General features: G+C 61.8%; 23 protein-coding genes. 12 read left to right on the top strand and 11 right to left on the bottom strand.

Features of this window, described 5'->3' with window-relative positions:
• Together B9A97_RS08130 and B9A97_RS08125 are read left to right on the top strand one after the other, a co-directional pair.
• Positions 1-813: an IclR family transcriptional regulator gene (locus B9A97_RS08130; protein ID WP_084364606.1), complete on the top strand. Its 813-nt coding sequence runs from the start codon at positions 1-3 to the stop codon at positions 811-813.
• Between the two features lie 173 nt (positions 814-986).
• Entirely contained in the window at positions 987-2,720 is a 1,734-nt protein-coding gene (locus B9A97_RS08125) for a M28 family peptidase (protein WP_084364604.1), read from the top strand.
• Positions 2,721-2,825: 105 nt separating this feature from the next.
• On the opposite strand, the gene B9A97_RS08120 is transcribed toward B9A97_RS08125, so the two are convergent.
• The 5 genes from B9A97_RS08120 to B9A97_RS08100 all read right to left on the bottom strand — a co-directional run bounded on the left by B9A97_RS08120 (position 2,826) and on the right by B9A97_RS08100 (position 7,774).
• The gene (locus B9A97_RS08120; protein ID WP_084364602.1) at positions 2,826-3,578 is read right to left on the bottom strand and encodes an ABC transporter ATP-binding protein; all 753 of its coding nucleotides are present in this window, start codon (positions 3,576-3,578) and stop codon (positions 2,826-2,828) included.
• Positions 3,575-4,384 carry an ATP-binding cassette domain-containing protein gene (locus B9A97_RS08115; RefSeq protein WP_084364600.1) on the bottom strand — a complete coding sequence of 270 codons (810 nt, stop codon included), beginning with the start codon at positions 4,382-4,384 and terminating at the stop codon, positions 3,575-3,577. The genes B9A97_RS08120 and B9A97_RS08115 overlap by 4 nt, the downstream gene beginning before the upstream one ends.
• Entirely contained in the window at positions 4,381-5,229 is an 849-nt protein-coding gene (locus B9A97_RS08110; protein WP_084364598.1) for an ABC transporter permease, read from the bottom strand. The genes B9A97_RS08115 and B9A97_RS08110 overlap by 4 nt, the downstream gene beginning before the upstream one ends.
• Complete coding sequence (locus B9A97_RS08105; RefSeq protein WP_179145246.1) at positions 5,226-6,206, bottom strand: ABC transporter permease; 981 nt, start codon at positions 6,204-6,206, stop codon at positions 5,226-5,228. Before B9A97_RS08105 ends, B9A97_RS08110 begins: the two co-directional genes overlap by 4 nt.
• Before the next feature lie 65 nt (positions 6,207-6,271).
• Entirely contained in the window at positions 6,272-7,774 is a 1,503-nt protein-coding gene (locus B9A97_RS08100) for an ABC transporter substrate-binding protein (protein WP_084364959.1), read from the bottom strand.
• A 193-nt stretch (positions 7,775-7,967) separates the two neighbouring features.
• Between B9A97_RS08100 and B9A97_RS08095 the strand changes: the two genes are divergently transcribed.
• Together B9A97_RS08095 and B9A97_RS08090 are read left to right on the top strand one after the other, a co-directional pair.
• Complete coding sequence (locus tag B9A97_RS08095) at positions 7,968-9,182, top strand: M24 family metallopeptidase (RefSeq protein ID WP_084364957.1); 1,215 nt, start codon at positions 7,968-7,970, stop codon at positions 9,180-9,182.
• 347 nt (positions 9,183-9,529) lie between these two features.
• The gene (locus B9A97_RS08090) at positions 9,530-10,624 is read left to right on the top strand and encodes a site-specific integrase (RefSeq protein WP_143530370.1); all 1,095 of its coding nucleotides are present in this window, start codon (positions 9,530-9,532) and stop codon (positions 10,622-10,624) included.
• 80 nt (positions 10,625-10,704) lie between these two features.
• Here B9A97_RS08090 and repC read toward each other — a convergent pair whose 3' ends face one another.
• The 6 genes from repC to B9A97_RS08060 all read right to left on the bottom strand — a co-directional run bounded on the left by repC (position 10,705) and on the right by B9A97_RS08060 (position 17,620).
• Complete coding sequence (gene repC / locus B9A97_RS08085) at positions 10,705-11,919, bottom strand: plasmid replication protein RepC (protein WP_084364594.1); 1,215 nt, start codon at positions 11,917-11,919, stop codon at positions 10,705-10,707.
• A 154-nt stretch (positions 11,920-12,073) separates the two neighbouring features.
• Positions 12,074-13,060, bottom strand: coding sequence for a plasmid partitioning protein RepB (repB, locus tag B9A97_RS08080; protein WP_084364593.1), 987 nt, complete (start codon positions 13,058-13,060; stop codon positions 12,074-12,076).
• A gap of 81 nt (positions 13,061-13,141) precedes the next feature.
• Positions 13,142-14,323: a plasmid partitioning protein RepA gene (gene repA / locus B9A97_RS08075; RefSeq protein WP_084364591.1), complete on the bottom strand. Its 1,182-nt coding sequence runs from the start codon at positions 14,321-14,323 to the stop codon at positions 13,142-13,144.
• Positions 14,324-14,619: 296 nt separating this feature from the next.
• Positions 14,620-15,633, bottom strand: a complete 1,014-nt coding sequence (locus B9A97_RS08070; RefSeq protein WP_084364589.1) for a zinc-binding alcohol dehydrogenase family protein — start codon at positions 15,631-15,633, stop codon at positions 14,620-14,622.
• A 104-nt stretch (positions 15,634-15,737) separates the two neighbouring features.
• Positions 15,738-16,118, bottom strand: a complete 381-nt coding sequence (locus tag B9A97_RS08065) for a DUF983 domain-containing protein (protein WP_084364587.1) — start codon at positions 16,116-16,118, stop codon at positions 15,738-15,740.
• A gap of 98 nt (positions 16,119-16,216) precedes the next feature.
• Positions 16,217-17,620, bottom strand: a complete 1,404-nt coding sequence (locus tag B9A97_RS08060) for an aminotransferase-like domain-containing protein (protein WP_084364586.1) — start codon at positions 17,618-17,620, stop codon at positions 16,217-16,219.
• A 408-nt stretch (positions 17,621-18,028) separates the two neighbouring features.
• Between B9A97_RS08060 and B9A97_RS08055 the strand changes: the two genes are divergently transcribed.
• From B9A97_RS08055 to B9A97_RS08020, 8 genes are all read left to right on the top strand, one after another.
• Positions 18,029-18,511: an MSMEG_0572/Sll0783 family nitrogen starvation response protein gene (locus tag B9A97_RS08055; protein ID WP_084364584.1), complete on the top strand. Its 483-nt coding sequence runs from the start codon at positions 18,029-18,031 to the stop codon at positions 18,509-18,511.
• Positions 18,512-18,572: 61 nt separating this feature from the next.
• Positions 18,573-19,619 carry a Nit6803 family nitrilase gene (locus B9A97_RS08050; protein ID WP_084364582.1) on the top strand — a complete coding sequence of 349 codons (1,047 nt, stop codon included), beginning with the start codon at positions 18,573-18,575 and terminating at the stop codon, positions 19,617-19,619.
• A complete protein-coding gene (locus B9A97_RS08045) occupies positions 19,555-20,673 on the top strand; it encodes an MSMEG_0568 family radical SAM protein (protein WP_084364580.1) in 1,119 nt (372 codons plus the stop codon). Before B9A97_RS08050 ends, B9A97_RS08045 begins: the two co-directional genes overlap by 65 nt.
• Entirely contained in the window at positions 20,670-21,212 is a 543-nt protein-coding gene (locus B9A97_RS08040; RefSeq protein WP_084364578.1) for an MSMEG_0567/Sll0786 family nitrogen starvation N-acetyltransferase, read from the top strand. The genes B9A97_RS08045 and B9A97_RS08040 overlap by 4 nt, the downstream gene beginning before the upstream one ends.
• Positions 21,213-22,181, top strand: coding sequence for a sll0787 family AIR synthase-like protein (locus B9A97_RS08035; RefSeq protein ID WP_084364576.1), 969 nt, complete (start codon positions 21,213-21,215; stop codon positions 22,179-22,181).
• Positions 22,178-23,332, top strand: a complete 1,155-nt coding sequence (locus B9A97_RS08030) for an MSMEG_0565 family glycosyltransferase (RefSeq protein WP_084364574.1) — start codon at positions 22,178-22,180, stop codon at positions 23,330-23,332. Before B9A97_RS08035 ends, B9A97_RS08030 begins: the two co-directional genes overlap by 4 nt.
• The gene (locus B9A97_RS08025) at positions 23,325-23,612 is read left to right on the top strand and encodes an MSMEG_0570 family nitrogen starvation response protein (RefSeq protein ID WP_084364572.1); all 288 of its coding nucleotides are present in this window, start codon (positions 23,325-23,327) and stop codon (positions 23,610-23,612) included. Before B9A97_RS08030 ends, B9A97_RS08025 begins: the two co-directional genes overlap by 8 nt.
• 11 nt (positions 23,613-23,623) lie before the next feature.
• Entirely contained in the window at positions 23,624-24,898 is a 1,275-nt protein-coding gene (locus B9A97_RS08020; RefSeq protein ID WP_084364571.1) for an MSMEG_0569 family flavin-dependent oxidoreductase, read from the top strand.
• Position 24,899: the final 1 nt, after the last annotated feature.

The raw sequence follows: 24,899 nt of genomic DNA, 5'->3' as shown, positions 1-24,899 counted from the left end.
ATGAAGGATACCAAAGACTACAAGATTGCCGCGGTCGACCGGGCGCTCGCACTGCTGGAGGCCCTGGCCGACAAGCCCGAGCAGGGCGTGACCGCCCTGGCCAAATCCCTTGGCATGACGAAATCCCTCGTCTTCCGGCTGCTCTGCACCCTTGAGGAGCGCGGGTTTGTCTCGCGCGATGCGGAGCGGGCGGAATATTCGCTGGGTTATCGTGTGGGGGTCCTGGGCGAGCGGCTCGGCAAGGATGGCAGCCTGTTGCATGCGGCCCGCCCCGTCATGGATGCGCTGCGCGACCGGACCTCCGAAAACGTCAATCTTGTGGTGCGCGAGGGCTTGCGCAGCTATGTGCTGGCGACCCGATCGGGCCATCACTCGATCCGCCTCTTTGCCCAGGCCGGGCGAAACGGTCCCCTGCATGCGGGTGGTGGCTCGATGCTGTTGCTGGCCTTTGCCGATGCGGCGGTCATCGACGCCGTCGTGACGCCGCCGCTTGAGGCCTTCACGCCCTATACGATCACGGATGAGGCCAGGCTGCGTCAGGCGCTGGAGCGCATCCGGGCCAATGGCTACAACATCGCCATCAACGATCTGGACGAAGGCGCCTTTTCGGTGGCAGCGCCCATCACCGGCACCGATGGTTCCGTCATCGCCTCGATTTCAGTCGCCGGCGCCGTCGCCCGTTTCGATGAGGAACGGCGGACAAGCTATCTCCAGGCCGCCCTTGAGGCGGCGGCGGAAATTTCCGAACGCCTGTCCATCTCCCCCGGCCGAAAGGCGGCCCCCAAGGCGCCAGCGGCCAGCGCCGCCGTCTAGCCTCGGCTTTTGCAATGATCTGTTTTTGACCTTGCGACTGGTGTTGCGGCACCGGTCCGCCTTTGCACGCCCCGGCCATCAACTCCTCGCTTGCGAGCCAGATCGACCTCTGTTAGCCTTCATCAGAATTATGAAACAATGTTTTAACTGATGAAACAACGGAGGATATTGGCATGAATCAGATGGAATCCGCGATTTTGGAAGCCGTCTCCCTTGAGGAGCCATGGGCCTTGGTGAAGAGCTTCGCCACCTACAAGCGGGAGCATCCGACCGATGTGAACCGCGCCATGGATGAGGTGGCGGCCCGCCTGGCGCGGCATGGCGTCGAGGTCACCATGCATGAGCCCAGCCTGCATCTCAGCCTCCCCGGTCTCGCTAGGGTCGAGGCTGTCGGCAAAACCTTTCGCGCCAAGCCGCCGGCCTATGCCCGCGACGCCCGTGATGGTGTCAAGGGCCAGCTCATCTACGTGGCCAGCAACCAGCCCAGAGCCATTTCCACCATGTTCGAGCGATCCGTCGAGGATACCAGCGAGCTTGCGTCGCGTGTGCGGGGCAAGATCGTGTTGTCCGAAGGCTTCGCCAATCCCGGCCTTGTGGCTCAGTTTTCCGACATGGGGGCAATCGGTGTCATCGCGATCAATCCGGGCGTCGATATCCATTGGGGCATCTGCACCACGATCTGGGGAACGCCTGACCTCGACGACCTGCCGCGCAAGCCAAAAATCCCGGCTGTCGCTGTCAACCGGGAAAGCGGCGATGCCCTGATGGCGCTCGCCGAGACCGGCGCGGAGGTGACCGTCTACACGGAAATGGAAGAGGGCTGGTTCAAGAGTAAGCTGCCCGAAGTCTTCATCAAGGGCACCGAGGAACCCGAGAAATACGTGCTGCTCCACGGGCACCTCGACAGTTGGGATGTCGGCGTGGGTGACAATGCCACCGGCGACGCCACCATGCTGGAAATCGCGCGGGTGCTCTGGGCAAACCGCGACAAGCTGAAGCGCTCGGTCAGGATCTGCTGGTGGCCCGGCCACTCCACCGGCCGTTATGCCGGCTCCACCTGGTTCGCCGATAATTTTGCGCTGGATCTGGACGAGAACTGCGTGGCGCAGGTCAATTGCGATAGCCCCGGCTGCCGCTGGGCTACCGAATTCATCAATCTGTGCATGATGAGCGAAACCGAGGCCTTCCTTTCGGACGTGATCCAGGAGGTGGCAGGCAAGGCTGCGGAGGCGGAGCGCCCTCACCGCGCCGGCGACTATTCCTTCAACAATATCGGTATCAGCAGCTATCTCATGCTGTCGTCGACCATGACCGACCGCGACCGGGAGGAAAAGGGGTACTACACCGTTGGCGGCTGCGGCGGGAACATCGCCTGGCATACCGAAAACGACACGCTCGAGATTGCCGACAAGACCATCCTGGAACGCGACATCAAGGTCTATCTGCTGGCGGTGATGCGCAATGCCAATGCGACGGTCCTGCCATTCGACTGGCGTGCGACTGCCAAGGAATTCCGTCATACCGTCGATGACTACCAGAAAAAGGCCGGTGATCGTTTCGATCTTTCGCCTGCCCGCAAAGCCGTCGACAGCATGGCGGCCCGACTTGACGCCTTCTACGCCGGAATTGCCGAAGGCCAGGTTCCGCCTGAGCCGGCCAACGCGGTCATCCAGGGGCTCGCCCGTATCCTGGTGCCGCTCAACTACACCCGCGAGCAGCGCTTCCGACACGATCCGGCGATCCCGATTCCGGAACTGCCTGCCCTTGCAACGGCGGCCGATCTCGACAAGCTGGGGCCGGAAAAACTGGGCTTCGCCAGGACGCAACTGGTGCGCGGACAGAACCGCGTCGTCGCGGCCTTGCGCCAGGCCGAGAAAATGGTCGCAGACGTGATGGCGGCGGCTTAAGCCCCCCGCGACACGCGGATGGACCGGCGGGCTGACCCTAGGCCCGCCGGGTGATGACCTCGCATCTGGGAACGCACCGTCAGGCAGCCCGACTTCAGACCTGGTTCAAACCAAGGCCGGCATGCGCGGCGTGCTGGCCAGCAGCCTTTGGGTATAGGGATGCTGGGGATGCGCGAGAATGTCGCGCGTCCTGCCCTGCTCGACGATCCTCCCCTTTTCCAGCACCACGAGTTGCTGGCACAGCAGCGCAACCAGAGAGATATCGTGCGACACGACGACGAAGGTGATGCGCGGCGACAGCACGCGCAGCAGGTCGATGATGCGTGTGCGCGTTGTCAGGTCGAGCGCGCTGACCACCTCGTCGGCGATGATCAGCTCCGGTTTGGCGACGATGGCGCGGGCAATCGCGATGCGCTGCCGCTGGCCTCCGGAAAACTCGTGGGGGTAGCGCCCGGCGGCATCGGCCGGCAGGTCGACATCCGCAAGCGCCTGCGCCACCGCGGCCGCAACATCGGTCTCCACCTTCAGAGAGCGCAGCGGCTCTGCAATGATGTCGAACACCTTCTGGCGCGGATCGAGCGACGAATAGGGATCCTGGAAGACCGCCTGAACGCTCCGCCGAAAGCCGCGTATGAAGCCTCGGTCTGACGTATCAAGCGGTTTGCCGCGAAACGAGATCCTACCCACGGTGGGACGCTCCAATCCCAGAAGCAGCTTCAGCAAGGTCGTCTTGCCGGAGCCGGATTCGCCGACAATGCCGAGATTGTCGCCGGCGGCCACGGCAAGGTCGATATCCCGCAGCACCGGCTTTGCCGGGGAATAGCCGAAGGACAGGCCGGAAAGATCAAGCAGCGTCACAGGGCAGCCTCCAGGGCTTGGTCGAAGGCGCGGGCGGCCGCAACCAGGCCCTGCGTATAGGGATGGGTGGGGCGATGGAACAGTGGGCCGACGGGTCCTGCCTCGATCAGTTCTCCGTGGCGCATGACCAGGGCCCGTTCGGTGACAGCAGCCACCACCGGCAGGTCGTGGCTGATGAACAGAAGCGCCATGCCCTCGTCACGCACCAGGCCCTCCAGCAGCTTCAGCACCTCGGCCTGGGTCGTCACGTCGAGCGCCGTGGTCGGCTCGTCGGCGATAAGGAGCTTCGGCCGGCAGGCCAGCGCCATGGCTATCGCCGCACGCTGGCGCTGGCCGCCCGATATGCCATGCGGATAGGCGCGAGCGATCCGCTCCGGCTCCGGCAGCGCGACGCGGTCAAGCAGGGTGAGAACGCGCGCCCTCACCTCCGCCCTGCCCGGCGTCTCGCCGTCGCGGTTGGCGCGCCGCCTGACCACCTCGCCCACCTGGTCGCCGATCCGCATCAGCGGATCGAGCGCCGTCATCGGCTCCTGGAACACGGCGGCGACACTAACCCCTCGCAGCGGCACGAGATCGCGGTCCCGCGCGCCCACAACTTCATGGCCATCGAGCCGAACGGATCCCTCCACGCGCATCGCGTCCGGCAAAAGGCCGAGCACCGCCAGCGCCGTCAGGGATTTGCCCGAGCCGGATTCGCCGACAAGGCCGACACGTTCGCCGGCATCAATGGTGAAGGAGACTCCGGAGACCAGCGTGGTTTCCACGGTGCGGATATAGAGGCTGTCCACTGAGAGCAACGGGCTCATCGGCTTCTCCTGCGGGTTGGGTCGGCCACATCGCGCAGGCCGTCCGCGAAGAGATTGAGACCGATGACGAGCGAGACCAGTGCAACGCCGGGTGCAATCGCGCCGAAGGGTGCGGTATAGACCGAGGCCTGCGCCTCCTGCAGCAGCCTGCCCCAAGAGGCGTTTGGCGGCGGCGCGCCGAGACCGAGATAGGACAGCGAAGCTTCCGCAATGACCGCCAAGCCGAATTGCAGCGCGAAATTGACGATCAGCGTCGGCCAGATATTGGGGAGGATATGAATGCGGACGATAGCAGGCCAGGACGTGCCGGAAATGCGCGCGGCGGTGATGTAATCCATCGACAGGATACGCTTGACCAGGATGCGCGTCAGACGCGCCACGATGGCCGAGCCGGCAATGCCGATCGCCAGGATCGCGGTCCCGAGGCTTGCGCCGTCGCTCGATGCGACGATCAGCATTGCCAAAAGAAGCGTGGGGAAGGCGATCAGGATGTCGAGCGCCGCGGCCAGCACGTCGTCCAGCGTGCGGCTGGCGAAAGCTGCGAGCACGCCGATGGTGACACCCAGCAGGGCACCGAGTGCCACCGCACCGCAGCCGACAATGACGGCGATGCGCGAGCCGATCATGATCTGCGTCATCAGATCGCGGCCCAGGCGGTCCGTTCCGGCAAGGTGGGCGAGCGACGGCCCCTCGAGCCGACCGCCGACCATGTCGCTGACGCCATACGGCGTCCAGACCAGCGAGAGCAGCGCCACGACGAGATGTAGCCCGACCAGCAAGCCACCGACGACGAAAGGCCAGGGCAGCGCAAATCTCTTGTTTTGTTGGGTTGCCGAGGTGTTCATGCGGCGCCTCCGGCCATGCGGCCGCGCAGGCGCGGGTCGATCAGCCGCTGGATGATATCGGCAGCAAAGCCCAAAAGCAGCACCAGCAGCGTGGAGACGAACAGCACGCCCTGAACATTGGGATAATCCCGCTGCTCGATCCCCAAGAGCAGCATGGAGCCGAGACCGGGCAAGGCGAAGACCCGCTCCACCACCACGGCCCCGAGCAGCGTGGAGGCGAGCTCGATGCCGAGCACGGAAATGACAGGTACGGCGCCATTACGGATGCCGTGGCGGATCAGCGCCTCGGAATAACTGGCGCCCAAAGCGCGGGCGGTGCGCAGGTAATCGCTGCCCAGCACATCCTGGGTGGCCGACCTGACATAGCGGATCAGCGAGGCCGACATGACGATGGCGATGGTGGCAACCGGCAATATGAGCGCCTGCAAGGCAGCACCCGGCGCCTGCCAACCACGCGATGGGAAGCCGCCCGACGGGAAGAGCCTGAGGTTGACGGCGAAGAGAGTGACAAGAAGAATGCCGATCCAGAACACCGGAATGGCGATGCCGAGCTGCGAGACGACGGAGATCAGGCCGCCATACCACTTGTGCTGGCGCACCACCGAGAGGATGCCGAGCGGCACGGCGATCGCGACGGCGACAACGAAGGCGAGCAAGGTGAGCGGCACGGTCACGATCAGCCGCTTGCCGATTTCGGCCAGTACGGGCGCGCCCGAAACAAAGGAATTGCCAAGGTCGAACCGCGCGAGATTGCCGGCAAACTGCAGGAATTGCTGATAGATCGGCAGATCAGAGCCGACCTGTTTGCGCGCGGCCTCGATCTGTGCGGCGTCCGCGCCGACGGAGACCAGCGCATTGGCGGGATCGCCGGGAAGCAGACGCAGGAGCACGAACAGGATGACGGCGGCGATGACGACCGACAGCGCCAGGATGGCCGAGCGGCGGATGAGATAGGATAGGATGGTCGTTACTCCCATGCGAAAACGCCGCCTGAAAATAGGTCAGGCGGCGTCCGGTGTCGAGTTGGGCCTAGGAAGACCTTTTATTCGGCCTTGGTTATGCCATAGGCGAAGAACTGCGAGTTCAGGCCGTTCAACGAATAGCCGCTGACCGTCGCCTTCGAGACGACGATCTGCGGATAGAGGTAGAACCAGTTGCTGGCCGCATCCTCGGCGATCTGGATGTTGGCTTCCTTGAGCTTCTCGGCCTGCTCCGCTTCCGTGGCGCTGGCTTCCGCCTGCTTGATCAGATCAACCACCTTGGGGTTGTTGTAGCCCCAGTAGAAGTCGGGATTGCCGTAGAACACGATGTCGCGATGGTTCACGTGTTCCTGCAGCGTCGCCTGGAAATCATGGGCCTTGTAGACCTTGGTGTACCACTCGTTGGCGGTGATCACGTTGATCTCCACCTTCACGCCAACCTTGGCCAGTTCGCTCTGGATGAACTGGGCGGCGATCGGGTGCGGGTCGTAGTTCGGCGTATCGATGGTGAAGGTGAAGCCGTCGGGATAGCCGGCTTCCTTCAAGAGCGCCTTGGCGCTTTCCGGATCATAGGCGTCGGTCTTGGTGAGATCGACATACCAGGCATCCGTCGGCGGCACGAAGGAGCCGATCAGCGTGCCGTAATCGCCCCAAACCGCCTTCAGCAGCTTCTCGTCGTCGATCGCCCGGGCCAGCGCCTTGCGGACCTTGACGTTGTCGAATGGCGCGACGCGGTCGTTATAGGCGAGCAGCAGCTTGGTGGTGGACTTGCCCTCGCTGACGGTGAATTCCTTGTTGTCCTTGAACTGCGCGAGCGAATCCGGGCTCTGCACCGAGGTGATGATATCGACCGAGCCGGTGAGCAGCGCATTGTTGAGCGCGGTCGCCTCGGTGAAATACTGGAACACCACGTCGGCATTCTTAGGCTTTTCGCCCCAGTATTTGTCGAAGCGGGAAAGCGCCAGCGACGAACCACGGCGCCATTCCTGCAGGGTGTAAGGGCCGGTGCCATCTTCCTTGGCCTGGAAATCCCCCGCCTCGTCATTGGCAACCCAGACATAGCTAAGGTTGTATGGCAAGGAGATGGACCGCGAGGCAAGCTTCACCACCACGGTTGCATCATCAGGCGTTTCGATACTGGCGATGTTTTTCAGGCTGTTCTTGCGCGAGCTCTTGGAAGCCTCCGCCCGGACGCGCTCGATCGAGAATTTCACATCCTTCGACGTGAGCGGCGCGCCGGAATGGAAGGTAACGCCCGGCTGCAGGGTAAAGGTGTAGGTGAGGCCGTCCTCGCTGACCTTGGTGTCCTTGGCCAGAACGGGCTCTACCGTGCCGGCGTCGGTGAGGCGGAACAGGGCCTCATAGACATTGCCGTTGAACGCTTCGTTGATGCCCTGGCCAGCACCGGCGGTGTTGTCGAGGTTCTGCGGCTCGTAAAGCGATCCGATGTTGATCGTGGCGTCCGGATTGGCCTGCTGCGCAAGCGCGGAGCCAAAGACCCCTGTCGCGAATACGGCGGCAAACGCGGATGTCAGCGCGCGATTGCGGATTGTGGAACCGCTCATGTCATTCTCCTGTATGGCGATCGCCGTCGGCCGGCGTTCATGGGAGCAATCATAGCGTCCGCGGGCCGGCATGCCATCCTCCTCCGATCCAATTTATGGAAATCCTCTGGAATTGTCTTTCAACGAACGTGAAACCGGAGGATAGATTTCGCGCCGGTGCTGCATGACGCCGGGTGAGGACAATGAGGGTGCAATGAGCGAGATCGATCGGGCAAGGGCGCAAACACTGCTGGCGGCGGACGGGCTGGAGGGCATGGTTCTCTTCCGTCCCGAGGCATTCCGCTATGCGACGGGCCTCGCAGCCGGCGTCGCGACGATGTGGGGACGCGCCGGCTCGGCCATTGCGCTGGTGCCCGCCGATGCGGGCGCACCTCTTGCGGCCATCATGAGCGATCACGCAGCGGGAAGTGCACGGCCCATCGACATCCGCACGCATCGCATCTGGATCGACGGGGTGACGGCCTCAGATGCCAGCTCCATCGCCGACATCGACGCCGCCTATCGCCAGAGCGCCAATGTGGGTCCGCGTCCGGAAACCTTCGACCAGGCCCAATGTTTCGCCCTGCTGCGCGACCTGCTGGACGAGCGCGGCCTCTCCCGTGCTCGCCTTGGCATCGACCTCGACTTCATGCCGGCCGCCGATTTTGCCCTGCTGCAACGAGCGATCCCCGATGTGACGTGGCGCGATGGCTCCGAGGTGCTGCGGCGGTTGCGGCTGATCAAGAACTACAGGGAAATCGACCGGCTGCGCCGCGCGGCCCACTGCGCGGAGGCAGGGCTGGAAAGCCTGATGCGCGAGGCACGTCCGGGCATCGGGGTTGCGGACCTTTCCGCCGCCTGGCTCTCGGGTGCTCGCGCGGCGGCAAGCCAGGGCGGTTTCGGGCTGTCGGGCCACTGGGACTATATCTCCATCGGGCCAGATCTGCAGAACGGTGCGGCCATCCTCGGTCCAGGCGATCTAATCAAGGCGGATGTCGGCACACTGGTCGATGGCTACTCCTCCGATGGCGCCCGCACCTTCGTCTGGGGCACACCCGCGCCGCTGGCGGCTGAAATCTACAAGGCCCTGCTCGACGCATTCCTGGCAGGCGTCGAGGTTCTGAGACCCGGCAAGACCTTTGGCGAGGTACATGCGGCGATGTTGTCGACCATGCGCCGGCATGGATTCCACGAGTATTACCGTGGCCATTTCGGCCACTCGGTCGGATCAGCCACCGGCATCGAGGAATGGCCCTTCCTCTCCCACGCCAACCCCATCGTCATAGAGCCGGGAATGGTGCTGGCCCTGGAAGCGCCGTTTTATGCCAATGGCATAGGCGCCCTGATGATCGAGGAACAGTTCTTGATCACGCAGGAAGGAGCCCAAACCATGAACCGTTTGTCGCGCGACTTGATCAGCCTCGCCTAGATGCAAGTCCTTGCAGCGTGCCTGTCGGCAAACTCTTGCATCAGAGAAGTCAGCAGCCATGTCGAAGCTGCGGATTTTTCCAGTGGGATTGAAGCGTCGCGGACTGGCATAGACAGCGACATAACTCCATTTAAATAACGCACAAACCGCCCACTATGATGCTTGCAAATAACGCATGATAACCTTGCATTATCGCTCCCTGTGAGCTTTCACCGATTCTCGTCCGTGGCCAGGACTATACGCGGTTTTCGGATGGCGGGGACGCAAGGACTCCACAACAGTCGTCAAACCGGTTTCTGCCGGGCTATAGTGATGTGCATGATTCGTTCACGACAATCGGAAGCCCAATGACCGCCAGCAGCAGTTTACCGGAAGACCACGATCATCTGGACCCGCATGACGGACATACGCCTGTTCATGCGCTGGACAGGCAAGACGACAGCGGCGAAAGCCTGCCTGCGCATCTGGACGATCTCGTTGCGCGGGCCCGCACTTATGTCGAAGCGGCCAGTTCCGCGAACACCCGGCGCGCCTATGCCTCTGACTGGTCGCATTACTCGACGTGGTGCCGCCGGCAAAACCTGCCCCTGATGCCGCCAAGCCCGCAGGTGGTGGGGCTTTACATCACCGCTTGTGCGTCGGGTGCCGCCAGCGCGGATGGCCGCAAGAACTCCGTCTCGACGATCGAGCGCCGCTTGTCCTCGATCACCTGGAACTATGCGCAAAGAGGCCTGTCTCTGGAGCGACGGGACCGCCACATCGCCACCGTGATGGCCGGCATCCGCAACTCCCATGGCCGCCCGCCGCAGCAGAAGGAAGCGGTGCTGCCCGAAGATCTCATAGCCATGCTGGAGACGCTGGATCGCAGCACGCTTCGAGGACTGCGCGACCGGGCCATGCTCCTGATCGGATTTGCCGGCGGCTTGAGGCGCTCGGAGATCACCGGGCTGGATGTCGGTCGGGACCAGACGGAAGACGGCCGCGGCTATCTCGAAATCCTCGATAAGGGCGTTCTGCTGACATTGCGGGGAAAGACCGGATGGCGAGAAGTCGAGATCGGCCGCGGTTCGTCTGATCTCACCTGCCCCGTCGCGGCGCTGACGGCCTGGATGAAATTCGCCAGGATTGCCCATGGTCCCGTCTTCCGCCGGGTGACCAAGCACGGAAAATCGGTCGGCTCCGAGCGGTTGAACGATCAGGAGATTGCAAGACTGGTGAAGCGTACCGCGCTTGCAGCAGGTGTGCGTGGCGATCTGCCGGAAGGCGAACGCGCGCAGAAATTTGCCGGTCACTCGCTTCGCGCCGGCCTCGCCTCCTCGGCGGAGGTCGATGAACGGCATGTTCAAAAACAACTCGGCCATGCCTCGGCCGAAATGACCAGAAAATACCAGCGGCGCCGCGACCGCTTTCGCGTGAACATGACAAAGGCGGCGGGCCTCTGAGCCCGGACCTGCAGTCAGCCGCCTTGGTAGGTCGATCACAGGATGCTTGATGCTCGGATTTAGCAGGCGCAACTGATCGCTCATGATGCCTGCCTGTCCGAAACGCCGCGTGCTCTCAGCAAGGCCATGAGCATCGGCCCCAAGGAAAACTCGCCGCGCTCCGCCCGTCGGGTCAGGTCGCGCAGATAGCCGCCGGCCGAGTTGATCTCCCCTCCCCTTTCGAGGATGCAAGCAACCGCCACGGCCGCGCTTTCAGGCCCCATCACCTCACAGGCATGCTCGTAGGCCGAAGGGCTGACGCCGAGCATCGATCGCACAAGCACCGCCGCAGCCATCATTTCGCGCCAGCTGGATATGGCGCCGCCCGGTCCATAGGCCGAGATTTCGGGGCATGCCCGCAGGACCATAGACAGCGGAAATGCCTTCAACTGTGTTCCAGGGTCAAGCTGCACGACCTTCGGTTTTTGCTCCTGCCTTTTTTCGAAGGCTGGTTCAGATTCATTCGGTGATTCGGTATTTGAATTCTGTATGTGCCGCTCACTTTGATCGGGACTGCCGATTATATTTTTGTAAGAAGACAGCGTTTGCAATCTGTTAACCAATCGGTCGCGGAGTTCTTCGACGGACTTCAAGACATTGTCGAGATCCTGGGCTATCGGAACGCGCGGTAAAGCCCCGACGAGTAGCCGAAGTTCAGCCTGTGCGTCGAGCCAGTCCCCAGGCGCCCCCTCTTCCAGCGCCGTATTGATGAGCTTGGCGACGTCGCGCCGGCATATCGTCAGACGCTCGCGAAGCCGCTGCAGATGCAGGCGTTCTGCAACGACATCAGCAGCGATCTGCTCGATCTCCTCGGCACGAGCCAGAAGTGGCGCCAACGAAAAACCAAAGGCCTCGTCGAGGTCGCCGTGCTCGTCCCGTCGGGCATAGCGCTTGCCGTTCGCGCTGTCCCTGCGAACCAGCAGACCCGCTTGAACGAGTACGGCCAAATGCCGGCGTATCGTCGCCTCTGCCATGCCGTTTGCCCTGAGGGACAGCTGGTTGTTTGACGGGAAGACCACCAGCCCGTTCTCCTCCGATAGCTCTGACTTCGGCGAGAACGACAAGAGCGCATTCAAGAGGGACAGCGCGCGGTCGGATATCCCAAGCCGCACCCGCGCTTCACACAGGGCGCGGTATAGCTTCCATTTGTCGATCGACTTACCTGGAGCGATGGTCGCGCTGGTGACCTGCGTTGCAAGCATCCCAAGCGTCATCGCCCGCCGCCCAAAGGGCGTGGTTACATTTCCAACCTGCATTTTCCTTCACCTGTTGTAAGGCAAACGAAATCGGCCCGTCAAAACGACGGCTCTACTCTTGACAGTGATTCGTGGAAATGCGATTCTCAGGCTGCTAAACGATGAGAGAGGCTTCCACGACTTCGGTCGCTTGGGGGCCTTTTTCTTTTGCTAGTTAGTCTCCGTGTTCACTACCTTCCTTGCGGAACTCGTCGTAGAAGCGCTCCAAGTTCTCCGACAAGAAGCGCCCGAATTTGCCGGCATCCCTAGCCTTCAAGGCCAGGGTGAATGACTTGCCGGTATTCTTATATTCTGCCTTGACTGCTTGGTCGCCGGATTGCCAGGTCGCTGTCGCGGCACTGCTTTTGACGCTGCGGCGGACTTTCTTAAGCTCCGACACGATACGCTCGAAGCGGTGTTCCGAGGGTGACTCGGCGAAACCGACTTCCTTGACCAAGGCGATGGCCCTGTTGGTATTGTCGGGCCGTTCCAGCAGCTGCGCGAGATCAAGCCATCGATCGCGTCCAATTCCTTTAGCCGCTCCGATCGCTTTGAGAACCTCATGCGGAACACGGCCTGCCACAGACAACATCCGCGTCAGCATGGGCGCATCGACGGAAAGCGCTTTCTGGATCGTGGCCCGGTCATAGGCCAGATCCTGCAGCTTTTGGGCAAAGACAGCGCGCTCGATGAACGACAGGTTTTCCCGCGCAGAGTTTTCCTGCCCCTGGGCAATGACGTGATCGAGATCGGCGATCGGCTTGATCACGGCCCGGACCGGCTTTTCCAGCAGCCGCGCTGCCTTCAACCGCCTGTGGCCAAAGACCACCTGATATCGCCCTAATGCCGTTGGATGCGGCCGCACAAGGATCGGGCTGTCTTGTCCCCTCTCCCTGATGGCCTCGACCAGCTCTCCAAAGGCCACCTCGTCGTCGTCAAGGCGATCAGACACGAAGGAGTCGTCTAGAAGAGCAGGATCAAGATCGACCACAGCCTCTCCTTCCATGATCTGTTCGGCCTTGGCCGCTCGTTCGGCAAGTTCCCCCAAGGAGTTGATCATGGAGCGCGACGCGCCACGGGTGGCGTAACCCGGTGTCGCCTTCCTCTCCGGACGGGCGCTGTCTGTCGCCGTAATATTGGCAAATACGTCCTTACGCGCCATGATCTACACCCTTATTCGCGTTCATCTCGCTGATTTCAAACGAGAAAAACCCCATCTGTACGGCTGACAATTGACGCGACATCACCGACCCCATGCCTTGCGCATCAGCTCAGCCACTTCGGCATTCACAGCGTCAGTCGATTCGCGGGCCCGATCGTAGGTCGCAGGCGAAAACTGCGAGCGTTCGACCTCGTAGAGCGTCTGCTTGGTTAGCCCGGCATCGGAGACGGCGGTCGACTTCACCATGTGATTGCGCATCATGTGCTGCGCAAACATGGACTGCATGAAGCCCACCATCTGTTGCTGCGGAATGTCCATCGGCTCGTAGCGGGTGATCAGGTAGCGGAACCAATCAAGGCTCACGCTGACGCCTGCACCTTCGATGCTTTTCAGGATGTCACCCAACATCAACAGGAATTGCGACATCGACATGATATCGAGCATCTGCGGATGTACGGTGATCAGGACGGAGGTCGCAGCCGTCAGTGCCGTCAGCGTGAGATAACCCAACTGCGGCGGGCAGTCGACCACGACCACGTCATAGCGATCATCGACATCGGTCAGTGCAGTCCCGATGCGGGTATAGAACAGCTTGCCGTCCGTCGTATCCTTCCGCTGCATCGCGAGCGGGGTCTCGTATTCGTATTCCTGAAGTTCGAGATTGGCCGGAACGATATCGAGATTGGGAAAATTGGTCGGCTGGATGATATCAGTGATTGGCCGCCGCTTCTCGTCATAGCGCAGCGTCTCATAAAAGGACGGCTTCTCATCCAGCTCAGGCTGTATCCCGTAAAGCGCCGTCAGCGACGCCTGGGGGTCGAGATCCACGGCCAGAACGCGATAGCCGCTCAGCGCCAGGTATTGGGCGAGATGCGCCGATGTCGTGGTCTTGCCCGAGCCGCCCTTGAAGTTCACGACAGCGATGACCTGAAGCTTCTCGCTGCCCTTGCGATGCGGTTGGCGATCCAGCAGTGCCCGCAACTCGTCCATCTGTTCCGCCGTGTAGTAGCGGCGACCGGACGCCGTCACCGTGGTTGGCTCAACACCCTTCCCCTGCAGATGCAGCTTCTTGAGATAGCTTTGGGACACGCCGACAAAATCGGCCACTTCGGCAAGCGTGAACAGCCGAAGCGACTTCTGGGCGTTCGGCGGAAATTTTTCGAACCGCAACATATCCAGCTTGCTGGAGATCTCGCTTCCCTGATCCAATATGGTTTCCGCAAAACTGGGCAAAGCCTCAGATATTGCCTTTCTCACGTTCATTCCGGTGCGCGCCTCGTGTAACGATTTTTCTCGATTTTCGGGAGAATTATCGTCACTCTGCCCCGATTCCCGCGGCGTGACAAGACAATTGCGGTCCGGGCGCGTGTTGCAGATCCGCAGGCACTGCGGATCGCGCTTTTTTATCAACAGGATACCGTCGCCAGCCTTCTCATGCGCTCGCCGTGATCATGCGGCGGCAGATTGGGTGCGACCCGATTCGACGGCGTGTTCGTTCATGAACACGTAGAATCAGCCATGCGCTGACAATCATGCCTTCGGCCGCGAGGTCAGCCGAGTCAGCGCTCGATCACCACCTTGAGAGAGTTCCGGTTGCTGTCCCAATAGGGCAGGGCCTGCTCGGCATCATCGAAGGCAAAGACCTTCGAGATCAAAGCGTCGGCCTGATCGCCGATCGTTTCGAGATGGCGGATGACAGCGCGAAAATCGTCGATCGTGGCGTTGCGCGAGCCCATGATATCGAGTTCCTTCAAGTTGAAGAACTTGGTGTCATAGGTCACCGGCGCCTTGGAATAGCCGATATAGACAACACGCCCGGCAAAGCAGGCGAGGTCGATGGCCTGCGTGAAGGTCTGCGGCAAGCCGACTGCTTCCAGAGCCACATCGACGCCGTCGCCACCGGTCCAATCATTCACCGCCGCCAGAACATCCGCGCCGGCATCCACCGTGAGCGTCGCTCCAAAGCGTTCGGCCAGCGCCCGCTTCTCGGGGCTGATATCGGTGGCGAGGACCTCGGCACCGGCAGCCACGGCACCGATGATCGCGCCCATGCCGATCATGCCACAGCCGAGCACCGCGACCTTGTCTCCCTTTCCGACACGCCCGCGAGCAACCGCATGGAAGCCAACCGACAGCGGCTCGACGAGCGCCAGCCGACGCGGCACCAATGTGTCATTGAGGATCAATTTGGCAGCGGGAAGCACGATCTCTTCGGCAAGCCCGCCATTCTGCTGCACACCGAGGGTCTTGTTGTAGCGGCAGGCATTCAGGCGGCCCTTGCGGCAGGATGAGCATGTCCCGCAATTGGTATAGGGCATGACGATGACCCGGGCACCGATTTGAAATCCGGCATCGACACCCGCGCCGACCTCAAGCACTTCCCCGCCGATCTCGTGGCCGGGAATGCGCGGCAATTGCACCAGAGGATTCAGTCCCTTGAAGGTGTTGAGATCGCTGCCGCACAGTCCGATATGGCGCACGCCTACACGAACCTCGCCCGCACCCAGCGGCTGCCTGTCCACCTGGTGAAAGCGCGTGACATTTTCGCTTTCGATCATCAGTGCCTTAATCATAGTCCGTCCTTGCTCCGCCGCGGCCTTCCCATGCCGTCCGCCTGCGCGGAACCTAGCCCGAGGCCGAGGCGAAAACAATGGCGGTCAGATGCTCACCCACGGTCTCATTCGCCAGCCTTTGCCAACCGTCCCTCGGCCGCCTTGTAGAAATACTGGCTGCACACGAGCCATCCTTTCAGCGGACGAAGCGGCGGGATACAGGTCAGCGCCATGAAGGGCACTGTCACGATCAGATGCGCCCACCGGGCCGGCTCGTACACCACCTCGAACCACACTCCGAGAAGCATGCTCGGCACGCAAGCAAAGCAGATGACGAAGAAGGCCGGGCCATCCGCCGGATCGGCAAAACCATAATCGAGATCGCAGACTTCGCAACGCGGCTTGAGCGTCAGGAACCCCTTGAACAAATGTCCCTGGCCGCAGCGCGGACAACGTCCGCGGATGCCTGTCTCCATAGGTGGAAGGGGTGGGTATTGGCTTTCCATTGATGTCACTCGACTTGCTTCACATTGAAAGCAACATTAGCATGCATTGAATGCATATAATATGCGACAATGTGACTGTGGGCCGCCGCGACCGGTCTTTAGAAGAAGGAGCCAACCATCTCGGGCGAACCTTCCAGGGCATGCCCCATGAATTCCAGTGCGCCTTTCAGCTTTTCCCGGGTGATCGATCCACCGAGGCATACTCGAACCGCTTCCTCAGGCGTTCCATCGACCGTGAAGGCATCGCTCGCCACAACGCCGATCCCGGAATTGCGCATATGCGTGCCAAAGGTGGAACGCGTCCAGCCATTGGTCAGCGGCAGCCATATATTGAAGCTGATCGGGTCCGCCTTGTAGCTGCCTGCCGGCAGCAGGCCGGAGACGATCTCCTGGCGCGCAGCCGCCTCCGCACGAATGAAGCGCAAAATCGTATCGGCCGTCCCGTCCTCGATCCAGCGCGTCGCAAGGGCAACATTGAGCGGCGAGGCCATGACATTATTGGCGCGCATGGCGCTGACGAAGGGCCAGGCGGCCTTGGTATCCGGTGCAACGACGTAGGCGAGCCGCAACCCGGCACCAATGCATTTGGCGAGACCGCCGATATGCCAGGTCAAATCAGGCGCCATGGCGGCCAGCGGCGCAGGCGCATGCACCGGGATGAAGCCATAGGCGTCATCTTCGACGATCGGCACCCGATACTTCCGGGCAACCGCGCAGATGTCCTCGCGTCGCTTTTCCGGAACGGTGAGGGTCGTCGGATTTTGCAGCGTCGGGTTCATGTAGATGGCCTTGGGCGACCGGTTCTTGCATGCCTCCGCGAAAGCCTCGGGGATCACCCCGTGCTCATCCATCGCCAGGCCGCACAGGCTAAGGCGCAATTGAGCTGCCACCGACCGAATGCCCGGATAGGTGATGTTCTCGCACAAAATCGTCTGTCCGGGCTTGGCGAGGTTGCTCAGGATCGCCAGAAGGGCAGGGTGCGCCCCAGGCGTCACGAAGATGCGCTCCTGGGAGGGTACAAGCCCGCGCCGGCTGAGCCATGCGGCGGCGGCATCCTTGTCCATGGAGGAACCGCCAAAGCCCTGATAGCGCAGCAGGGAGACCAGATTGGTCGCGACGGCGCAAAGCCCCTCCTGCATGCGCGCGATCAGGACCGGATCATCCGGCTCCGGCGGCATGTTCATGGAAAAGTCGATGGCCTGGGTACGGCGCGGGTCTGGGGCCGCATCCAGTTGGAAACCGCGCCGCTCCCGATCCACGCCCCCTGTTACGAAGGTTCCCCGCCCGACATGGGAACTGACCAGCCCGCGCTTGTGCGCCTCGACATAGCCCCGCGCCACCGTGGTGAAATCGATATTGAGGCGCTTGGCCAGTTCCCGCTGCGGCGGCAACCGGTCCCCGACCACCAAGATGCCGCTGCGTAGATCCATATCGATCAGATCGGCAATTGCCATGTAGCGGGGGCTTGTGCTGCGGGTGAGGTCGGGAAGCCATTCTTTCATGATGTACCTGCACGATTCTAAGCGGAGCTATTGACCGTATATTGTTGCGCGGACGCGCTGTCATCAGCAAAGACGCAGCAACGCGAAATATACGCCCTAAAGCCAAAAATCCGCGTTGCGCCGTTCAAAAGCGCTCCTCGCGTTTTCTTTTCGCTGGCGCTCTGGTGATAAAACGCGCGTATTGATCGCAGATTGACGGCGTCAAAATCGATGCATCTCGCCACGCTTTTCGTCAGCTCGATGCTGCCAAAAAAGCCAGAGCATGAAACCAACGCTCAATATTGAATGCATATTTGAATGTATATGCACATTATTTGATCGGATATTGCCAAAAATCAATTTGGCACGCCCTTTGCAATTATTGGACTGCGCCACACCAGCGGCTCAAGTTAACCAGAGGAGCGATCCATGCCAGCAGTTACCAAACCAGCCCATGAGAAGGGCGATTTCTTCGTGGACTACGAGGACAAGGTTTTTGAAGACGTCCAGGCCAAGGAGGGCGAAAAGGCCCTGATCACCTTTCATACCGTCGCATTCGAAGGCTCCATCGGTCTGGTCAACCTGCTGCAGGCAAAGCGGCTGAAGCGCAAGGGCTTCGAGACCTCGGTGCTTCTCTATGGTCCAGGCGTCACGCTCGGCGTGCAGCGTGGCTTTCCCAAACTCGGCGATGAAGCCTTTCCGGGCCACCTGAACTTCAACAACCAGATCGCCGGCTTCATGGAAGAGGGCGGCAAGGTCTATGCCTGCCGCTTTGCTCTGCAGGCGCTATACGGTCATGGCGAGCCTTCGCTTATTCCCGGCATCAAGCCGATCAGCCCGCTCGACGTGCTCGACCTCATCCTCATCCACCGTCGGGATGGCGCCTTCATCCTGGATACCTGGACGCTCTGACGCAGCGGGGCGGGACCTTGAGCGTCCCGCCTCTTCCACTTCACCTCATGAGGACCGTGTCATGGACAAGAAGACCGTTCGGGCCGCCGCCGTCCAGATCGCGCCAGACCTGGCGTCACGCGGGAACACCATTGCCCGCGTATTGGAAGCCATCCGCGAGGCCGCAACAAAGGGAGCGGAACTGATCGTCTTCCCCGAGACTTTCGTGCCGTGGTATCCCTATTTTTCGTTTGTCCTGCCGCCTGTTTTGTCGGGGCGTGAGCATGTCAGACTCTACGAGGAAGCCGTCACCGTGCCGAGCCCGGCCACCGAAGCCGTCGCTGCCGCCGCGCGCGAACACGGCATTGTGGTGATGCTGGGCATCAATGAACGCGACCACGGCACGCTTTATAATACGCAGCTCCTGTTTGATGCTGATGGCAGTCAGATCCTCAAGCGTCGCAAGATCACCCCGACATTCCACGAGCGGATGATCTGGGGGCAGGGGGATGGCTCCGGCCTCAAGGTGGTTGAAAGCGCCGTCGGACGGATCGGCGCATTGGCCTGCTGGGAGCATTACAATCCCCTCGCCCGCTACGCGCTGATGGCCCAGCATGAGGAAATTCATCTGGCACAATTCCCGGGCTCCCTGGTGGGTCCGATCTTCGCCGATCAGATGGAGGTGACGATCCGCCACCACGCGCTGGAGAGCGGTTGCTTCGTCATCAACTCCACGGGGTGGCTGACACCGGAACAGATCCAGTCGATCACGCCGGATCTCGGTCTGCAAAAGGCACTGACCGGCGGCTGCATGACGGCGATCATCTCGCCGGAAGGCAAGCATCTGGCCCCGCCGATCACGGAAGGGGAGGGGATCCTGATCGCCGACCTCGACATGAGCCTGATCGTCAAGCGCAAGCGGATGATGGACTCCGTCGGCCACTATGCCCGCCCTGAGCTTCTGCATCTCGTCATGGACAACAAGGCAGTCACGCCGATGGTCGCCTCTGGCGACGACAGCGCCCCAAACATCTTCGAACGGACAGTGACAAGGATCGAAACCGATGGACACGATAACACTTCCCTCGACCGAAACGCTGATCAACGAGTTGCAATCCTTCGGGGCTAGGCTCGTTGATCCGAAAGCCGGCCATGAAAGCCGCCGTGGCGGTGCCGGCCCGTCCGACCACAAGGCCCTGACGATCGACGGCATGACGGTGATGGTGCCGGTCCACACCGCGCCGGCCTTCGAAAGCCCCTATGTCGTCGAAAAGCCTGATGAGGCCGGCAAAAGCCGGATCAGCCGCGATGGCAAGGTGTTGGGTGAGGTCTCTTTCCCGCTCCGGCCCCGGTTTTACGAGCGCTCCACTGCCGACGGCATTCCCTTTTCCCAGATCGCGGTGCTGCACGGTCGCGACGTGCTGGCGACCACCGTGTTGCAGACCTGTATCCGCTATCAGAGCCGAACCAAGACCTGTCAGTTCTGCGCGATCGGCCAGTCACTCGCAGCCGGCCGCACCATCGCCCACAAGACACCGGCGCAGCTTGCCGAAGTGGCGAAGGCCGCCGTGGAGCTCGACGGCGTCAAGCATATGGTGATGACGACCGGCACGCCTAGAGGCGATGACCGCGGCGCGGCCGTGCTGGCAGAAAGCGCACGCGCCATCAAGGCGGCGGTTGATCTGCCCATCCAGGGGCAATGCGAACCACCGGAAGACGACGTCTGGTTCGAACGGATGAAGGAGGGCGGCATCGACACGCTCGGCATGCATCTGGAGGCCGTGACGCCTGAAATCCGCGCCCGCATCATGCCCGGCAAGGCGCAGGTGCCGGTTGAAAAATACATGCGTTCCTTCGAAGCGGCGGTCAAGGTCTTCGGACGCGGCCAGGTCTCCACCTATATCCTGGCCGGTCTCGGGGACACGCGCGAAGCCATTCTCGAAATCTGCGAGCAATTGGTCGCCCTCGGGGTCTATCCCTTCGTCGTGCCCTTCGTGCCGATCTCCGGCACACCGCTGGAAAGCCATCCGACCCCGACGCCCGCTTTCATGCATTCGATCCTGGAGCCGTTGTCCCGCATGCTGATCGACAGCGGCCTGAAGGCCGTCGACATCAAGGCGGGCTGCGGAAAATGCGGTGCCTGCTCTGCACTCTCCACCTATGAAAGGAGACTGACGGCATGATGTTCGAACCCATAGCACCTTTCCGGACCTGTGAATATCAGGTGAAGTTTGCGACCTCGGCTTGGGAGCGCCGCGAAGCCCATGCGCTTCGGCGCGCGGTCTTCTGCGAAGAACAGGGGATATTCGAGGGGGATGATCGCGATGCCATCGACGATCACGCCATTCCGATCGTCGCCCTCTCCATGCTGGGCGTTGTCGCCGACAAGGTGGTGGGAACAGTGCGAATTCACGAGGCCGAGCCTGGCGTATGGTGGGGCTCGCGGCTCGCGGTGCATGAGGATTATCGCAAGATCGGGGCGCTCGGGGCGACGCTGATCCGGCTTGCTGTCTCCTCCGCCCACGCCATGGGCTGCCACAAGTTCCTCGCCAATGTGCAGACACAGAACGGCCTGCTGTTTCGACGGCTGCACTGGGATGTCATCACGGAATTCGAAATCTACGGTAAGCCGCATCTGAGGATGCAGGCGGACCTCGCCCATTACCCACCCTGCGCGACACCGGAAGCCGGTTTCGTGGCGCTGGCGAAGAAGGCGGCCTGAATGTCTCTCGATCTTGCTGCCATTGCGGATCAGGTGAGGGCCAGTGTCGGTATCGCCGCCAAGGCCGATATCGGCACGGTGGCTACCCGTCTCGGTCTGCCCGGCCAGGCGATCTTCGTTGGCGACGACTGTGCCGCCATTCCCGACGGGGATGGATTTCTGCTGTTTGCCATCGAAGGCTTCATCAACGAGTTTGTCGCGGCAGATCCCTGGTTTGCCGGCTGGTGCGGCGTCATGGTCAACATCTCCGACATCGCTGCCATGGGCGGCAGGCCGGTGGCGGTTGTCGATGCGGTCTGGGCCGCGGGCGAGGAGGGTGCCGCCCCAATCCTTGACGGCATGCGTGCGGCATCGGCCGCATTCGGCGTGCCGATCGTCGGCGGCCATACGAATATCCGAACCGACCGCGGACAGTTGTCGGTCGCGATCCTCGGCCGGGCAAAGCGCCTGCTGACGAGCTTCGACGCGAAACCGGGCGACCTGCTGATAGCCGCCATAGACCATCGCGGCAGATATCGCGAGCCTTTCAACAACTGGGAAGCAGCGACATCCGCACCTCCGGAGCGCCTGCGCGGTGACCTGGACATGATGGCCGAAATTGCAGAGGCGGGGCTGGCGGTTGCCGCCAAGGATATCAGCCAGGGCGGCATCATCGGGACCGCGATCATGCTGGCGGAATGCTCCGGCGTCGGCATCGACATCGACCTGGAAGCGATCGCGCTTCCATCAGGCGTCACCATGAGCCGCTGGCTCGCGACATTTCCAAGCTTTGGCTATCTGCTTGCCGTGGACGAACAAAACGTTGCCGCCGTTCTCTCGCGCTTTGCTGCAAGGGACATCACGGCCAGCGTGATCGGCACCGTGAAACCGGGATCTGAGGTCGCCTTGACAGCCTTCGGGTCGCGCGAACTGATCCGCGACTACCGCATCTCCCCCCTGATGGGTCTGGCAAATGGGGGCGGCGCATGATCCGGCCTCTGCGTATCGCCATGCTCACCCATTCGACCAACCCGCGCGGCGGCGTGGTGCATGCCATGCACCTCTCGGAGGCGCTGACGGCGATGGGCCACCACGTCGTTCTTCATGCTCCCGATTCAAGCGGGCGCGGATTCTCGAGACGACCCGCCTGCGAAACAGCACCCTTCCGCGTCGGACCCACCCCGACGCCCATGACGGAACTGGTCGAGCAGCGGATATCGGACTATCTGGCCTATTTCGCGCCTGGGGAACGCCGACAATTCGACCTCTATCATGCCCATGACGGTATTTCGGGAAACGCCCTGGCGACCTTGAAGGCCAAGGGCCTCATTCCCGGTTTTGTCCGGACTGTGCACCACATCGATCAATTTTCCGACCCGCGTCTGATGACCCTGCAAAAGCGGTCCATCGATCAGGCGGATCGCTTCTTTACGGTGAGCGCGCTTTGGCAAGACGTCCTGAAGGCGGAGGGCAAGCCATCGGTCAATGTCGGCAACGGTGTCGATACCGCACGCTTTTCACCGCAATCGGACGAGACGGATGCGCCGTTGCGCAAGAAACTGGACCTGCCCCCTGGCCCCATCTTCCTCTGCGTCGGTGGCATAGAGGCCCGCAAGAATACGCTTCGTATCCTCGACGCCTTTGCACAGGTACGGGCCGTTCTCCCCAATGCCCAACTCGTCATCGCAGGCGGCGTATCGCTGCTCGATCACGGAGCCTATCAGACTGCATTCCGCACGCGTCTTGAGCAGTTGCCGACGGTTCGAAACGCGGTCCACATCATTGGAGCAGTCGCTGACCGGGACCTTCCGGCCCTGTTTCGCCTGGCGGACGCGCTCGTCTTTCCCTCCGTCAAGGAAGGCTTTGGACTGGTCGTGCTCGAAGCCATGGCGAGCGGCACACCGGTCGTCGTCTCGTCGATCGCCCCCTTCACCGGATACCTCTCGGCAGATGATGCGATCTGGTGCGATCCGCTCAATCCCGCCTCCATTGCTGAGGCGATGATGCTTTCGCTGGCTCCCGATATCCGCCGGCAACTGATACCGGCCGGGATGGAGGTCGCGGCGCGTCATAGCTGGCGCCGAACCGCTGAGGCCCACCTTAACACCTATATCGAGATGATGGAGCCAGCCCATGCCTGAAATGCGGTTCATCGTGACCTGGCCTGATGGCCGCGACGAAGAATGTTATTCGCCCTCCCTCGTGATCCAGGATTTTTTCACCGAGGGACAAAGCTATCCGCTGTCCGATTTTCTGGATCGGAGCCGACAGGCCCTGACCATCGCCAGCGACCGGGTCGAGGCGAAATACGGCTTTGCCTGTTCGCTGGCGCGCGGCCAGCTCGCCCGCATCGAAAGCGTCGCCAGCCATTATCAGGATCGCGACACCGCCTCGGTCCTCGTCAAGACATTCATCGCCTGAAGGAGCGCTTCATGAACACGCCCGCACTTAAGAGCCATTATCAGGCCGTAGTTATCGGCGGCGGACAGGCCGGACTGTCGGCAAGCCACTACCTGAAGAAGCACGGCATCAGCCATGTCGTTTTCGAAAAGAAGACCGCGGCCCATAAATGGCGGGACGAGCGGTGGGACGCCTTTTGCCTCGTGACGCCCAACTGGCAATGCCAGTTGCCGGACCATCCCTATGATGGTGACGACCCGCACGGTTTCATGGTGAAAGACCAGATCCTGGATTATGTCGGGCGGTTCGTGAAGAAGGTCGATGCGCCGATCCTGGAGCACACGGAAGTCACCTCTATCGAGCGACACGGCAGCGGTTTCCGCATTGAAAGCGCGGCGGGGGCGGTCATGGCGGATGCGGTGATTATTGCCACCAGCCTCTACAGCGAGCCCGCCATTCCGCGCGCCGCCGAGCGGCTGCCGGACAGTATCCTGCAGCTTCATACCGCCGACTACCGCAGTCAGGGCCAACTGCCCGAGGGGGCGGTGATGGTCGTCGGCTCGGGCCAATCAGGCTGCCAGATCGCAGAGGACCTGCATCTGGCCGGCCGCAAGGTGCATATGGTCACGGGCAATGCTCCACGATGTGCCCGTTTCTACCGCGGCCGGGACGTGGTCGACTGGCTTGCCGATATCGGGCAGTACGATATCACCATCGAACATGATGGGATGGGCAAGAAGAAGCATGACACCAACCATTACCTAACAGGCCGCGATGGAGGCCGCGACATCGATCTGCGGAAGTTCGCCCTTGAAGGCATGGCGCTTTATGGACGCATGGAGACGGTCAGCCAAGGCCGCATGCTCTTTGCGCCGAACCTCAAGTCAAATCTCGATGAGGCGGACCGCGTCTATAATGGAATCAATGCCCTGATCGACCGCCATATTGCCGAGAAGGGCATTGATGCGCCTGACGGATCGGTCTACCAGCCGCTCTGGACGCCGGAAAAGGAGACTACGGAACTCGATCTTGTGGCCGAGGGCATCACCTCGGTGATCTGGGCAACTGGTTTTCGTCCGGATTGGTCCTTCGTCGGCCTGCCGATTTTCGATGGCACGGGCTATCCGGTACAGCGCCGCGGTGTGACCGGCATTCCCGGCGTCTATGTCCTCGGCCTGCCCTGGCTGTGGACCTGGGGCTCCGGCCGTTTCCTCAGCGTCGGCAAGGATGCCGAACACGTGGTCGATCACCTCGCGGATGCGCTGGCGATGCGACAGGTGCCCCTCAAGCAGGCCGTCGGAAGCTGAC

The sequence above is a fragment of the Rhizobium sp. RU36D genome (assembly GCF_900176345.1).
Classification (GTDB): domain Bacteria; phylum Pseudomonadota; class Alphaproteobacteria; order Rhizobiales; family Rhizobiaceae; genus Allorhizobium.
Note: the sequence above shows the minus strand (reverse complement) of the source record. Positions and strands in the feature narration are given on the sequence as shown.

Coding starts and splice junctions, on each gene's coding strand:
- B9A97_RS08130 (WP_084364606.1), top strand. CDS start 1: ATGAAGGATACCAAAGACTACAAGATTGCCGCGGTCGACCGGGCGCTC.
- B9A97_RS08125 (WP_084364604.1), top strand. CDS start 987: ATGAATCAGATGGAATCCGCGATTTTGGAAGCCGTCTCCCTTGAGGAG.
- B9A97_RS08115 (WP_084364600.1), bottom strand. CDS start 4,384: ATGAGCCCGTTGCTCTCAGTGGACAGCCTCTATATCCGCACCGTGGAA.
- B9A97_RS08110 (WP_084364598.1), bottom strand. CDS start 5,229: ATGAACACCTCGGCAACCCAACAAAACAAGAGATTTGCGCTGCCCTGG.
- B9A97_RS08105 (WP_179145246.1), bottom strand. CDS start 6,206: ATGGGAGTAACGACCATCCTATCCTATCTCATCCGCCGCTCGGCCATC.
- B9A97_RS08100 (WP_084364959.1), bottom strand. CDS start 7,774: ATGAGCGGTTCCACAATCCGCAATCGCGCGCTGACATCCGCGTTTGCC.
- B9A97_RS08095 (WP_084364957.1), top strand. CDS start 7,968: ATGAGCGAGATCGATCGGGCAAGGGCGCAAACACTGCTGGCGGCGGAC.
- B9A97_RS08090 (WP_143530370.1), top strand. CDS start 9,530: ATGACCGCCAGCAGCAGTTTACCGGAAGACCACGATCATCTGGACCCG.
- repC (WP_084364594.1), bottom strand. CDS start 11,919: ATGCAGGTTGGAAATGTAACCACGCCCTTTGGGCGGCGGGCGATGACG.
- repB (WP_084364593.1), bottom strand. CDS start 13,060: ATGGCGCGTAAGGACGTATTTGCCAATATTACGGCGACAGACAGCGCC.
- repA (WP_084364591.1), bottom strand. CDS start 14,323: ATGAACGTGAGAAAGGCAATATCTGAGGCTTTGCCCAGTTTTGCGGAA.
- B9A97_RS08070 (WP_084364589.1), bottom strand. CDS start 15,633: ATGATTAAGGCACTGATGATCGAAAGCGAAAATGTCACGCGCTTTCAC.
- B9A97_RS08065 (WP_084364587.1), bottom strand. CDS start 16,118: ATGGAAAGCCAATACCCACCCCTTCCACCTATGGAGACAGGCATCCGC.
- B9A97_RS08060 (WP_084364586.1), bottom strand. CDS start 17,620: ATGAAAGAATGGCTTCCCGACCTCACCCGCAGCACAAGCCCCCGCTAC.
- B9A97_RS08055 (WP_084364584.1), top strand. CDS start 18,029: ATGCCAGCAGTTACCAAACCAGCCCATGAGAAGGGCGATTTCTTCGTG.
- B9A97_RS08050 (WP_084364582.1), top strand. CDS start 18,573: ATGGACAAGAAGACCGTTCGGGCCGCCGCCGTCCAGATCGCGCCAGAC.
- B9A97_RS08045 (WP_084364580.1), top strand. CDS start 19,555: ATGGACACGATAACACTTCCCTCGACCGAAACGCTGATCAACGAGTTG.
- B9A97_RS08040 (WP_084364578.1), top strand. CDS start 20,670: ATGATGTTCGAACCCATAGCACCTTTCCGGACCTGTGAATATCAGGTG.
- B9A97_RS08035 (WP_084364576.1), top strand. CDS start 21,213: ATGTCTCTCGATCTTGCTGCCATTGCGGATCAGGTGAGGGCCAGTGTC.
- B9A97_RS08030 (WP_084364574.1), top strand. CDS start 22,178: ATGATCCGGCCTCTGCGTATCGCCATGCTCACCCATTCGACCAACCCG.
- B9A97_RS08025 (WP_084364572.1), top strand. CDS start 23,325: ATGCCTGAAATGCGGTTCATCGTGACCTGGCCTGATGGCCGCGACGAA.
- B9A97_RS08020 (WP_084364571.1), top strand. CDS start 23,624: ATGAACACGCCCGCACTTAAGAGCCATTATCAGGCCGTAGTTATCGGC.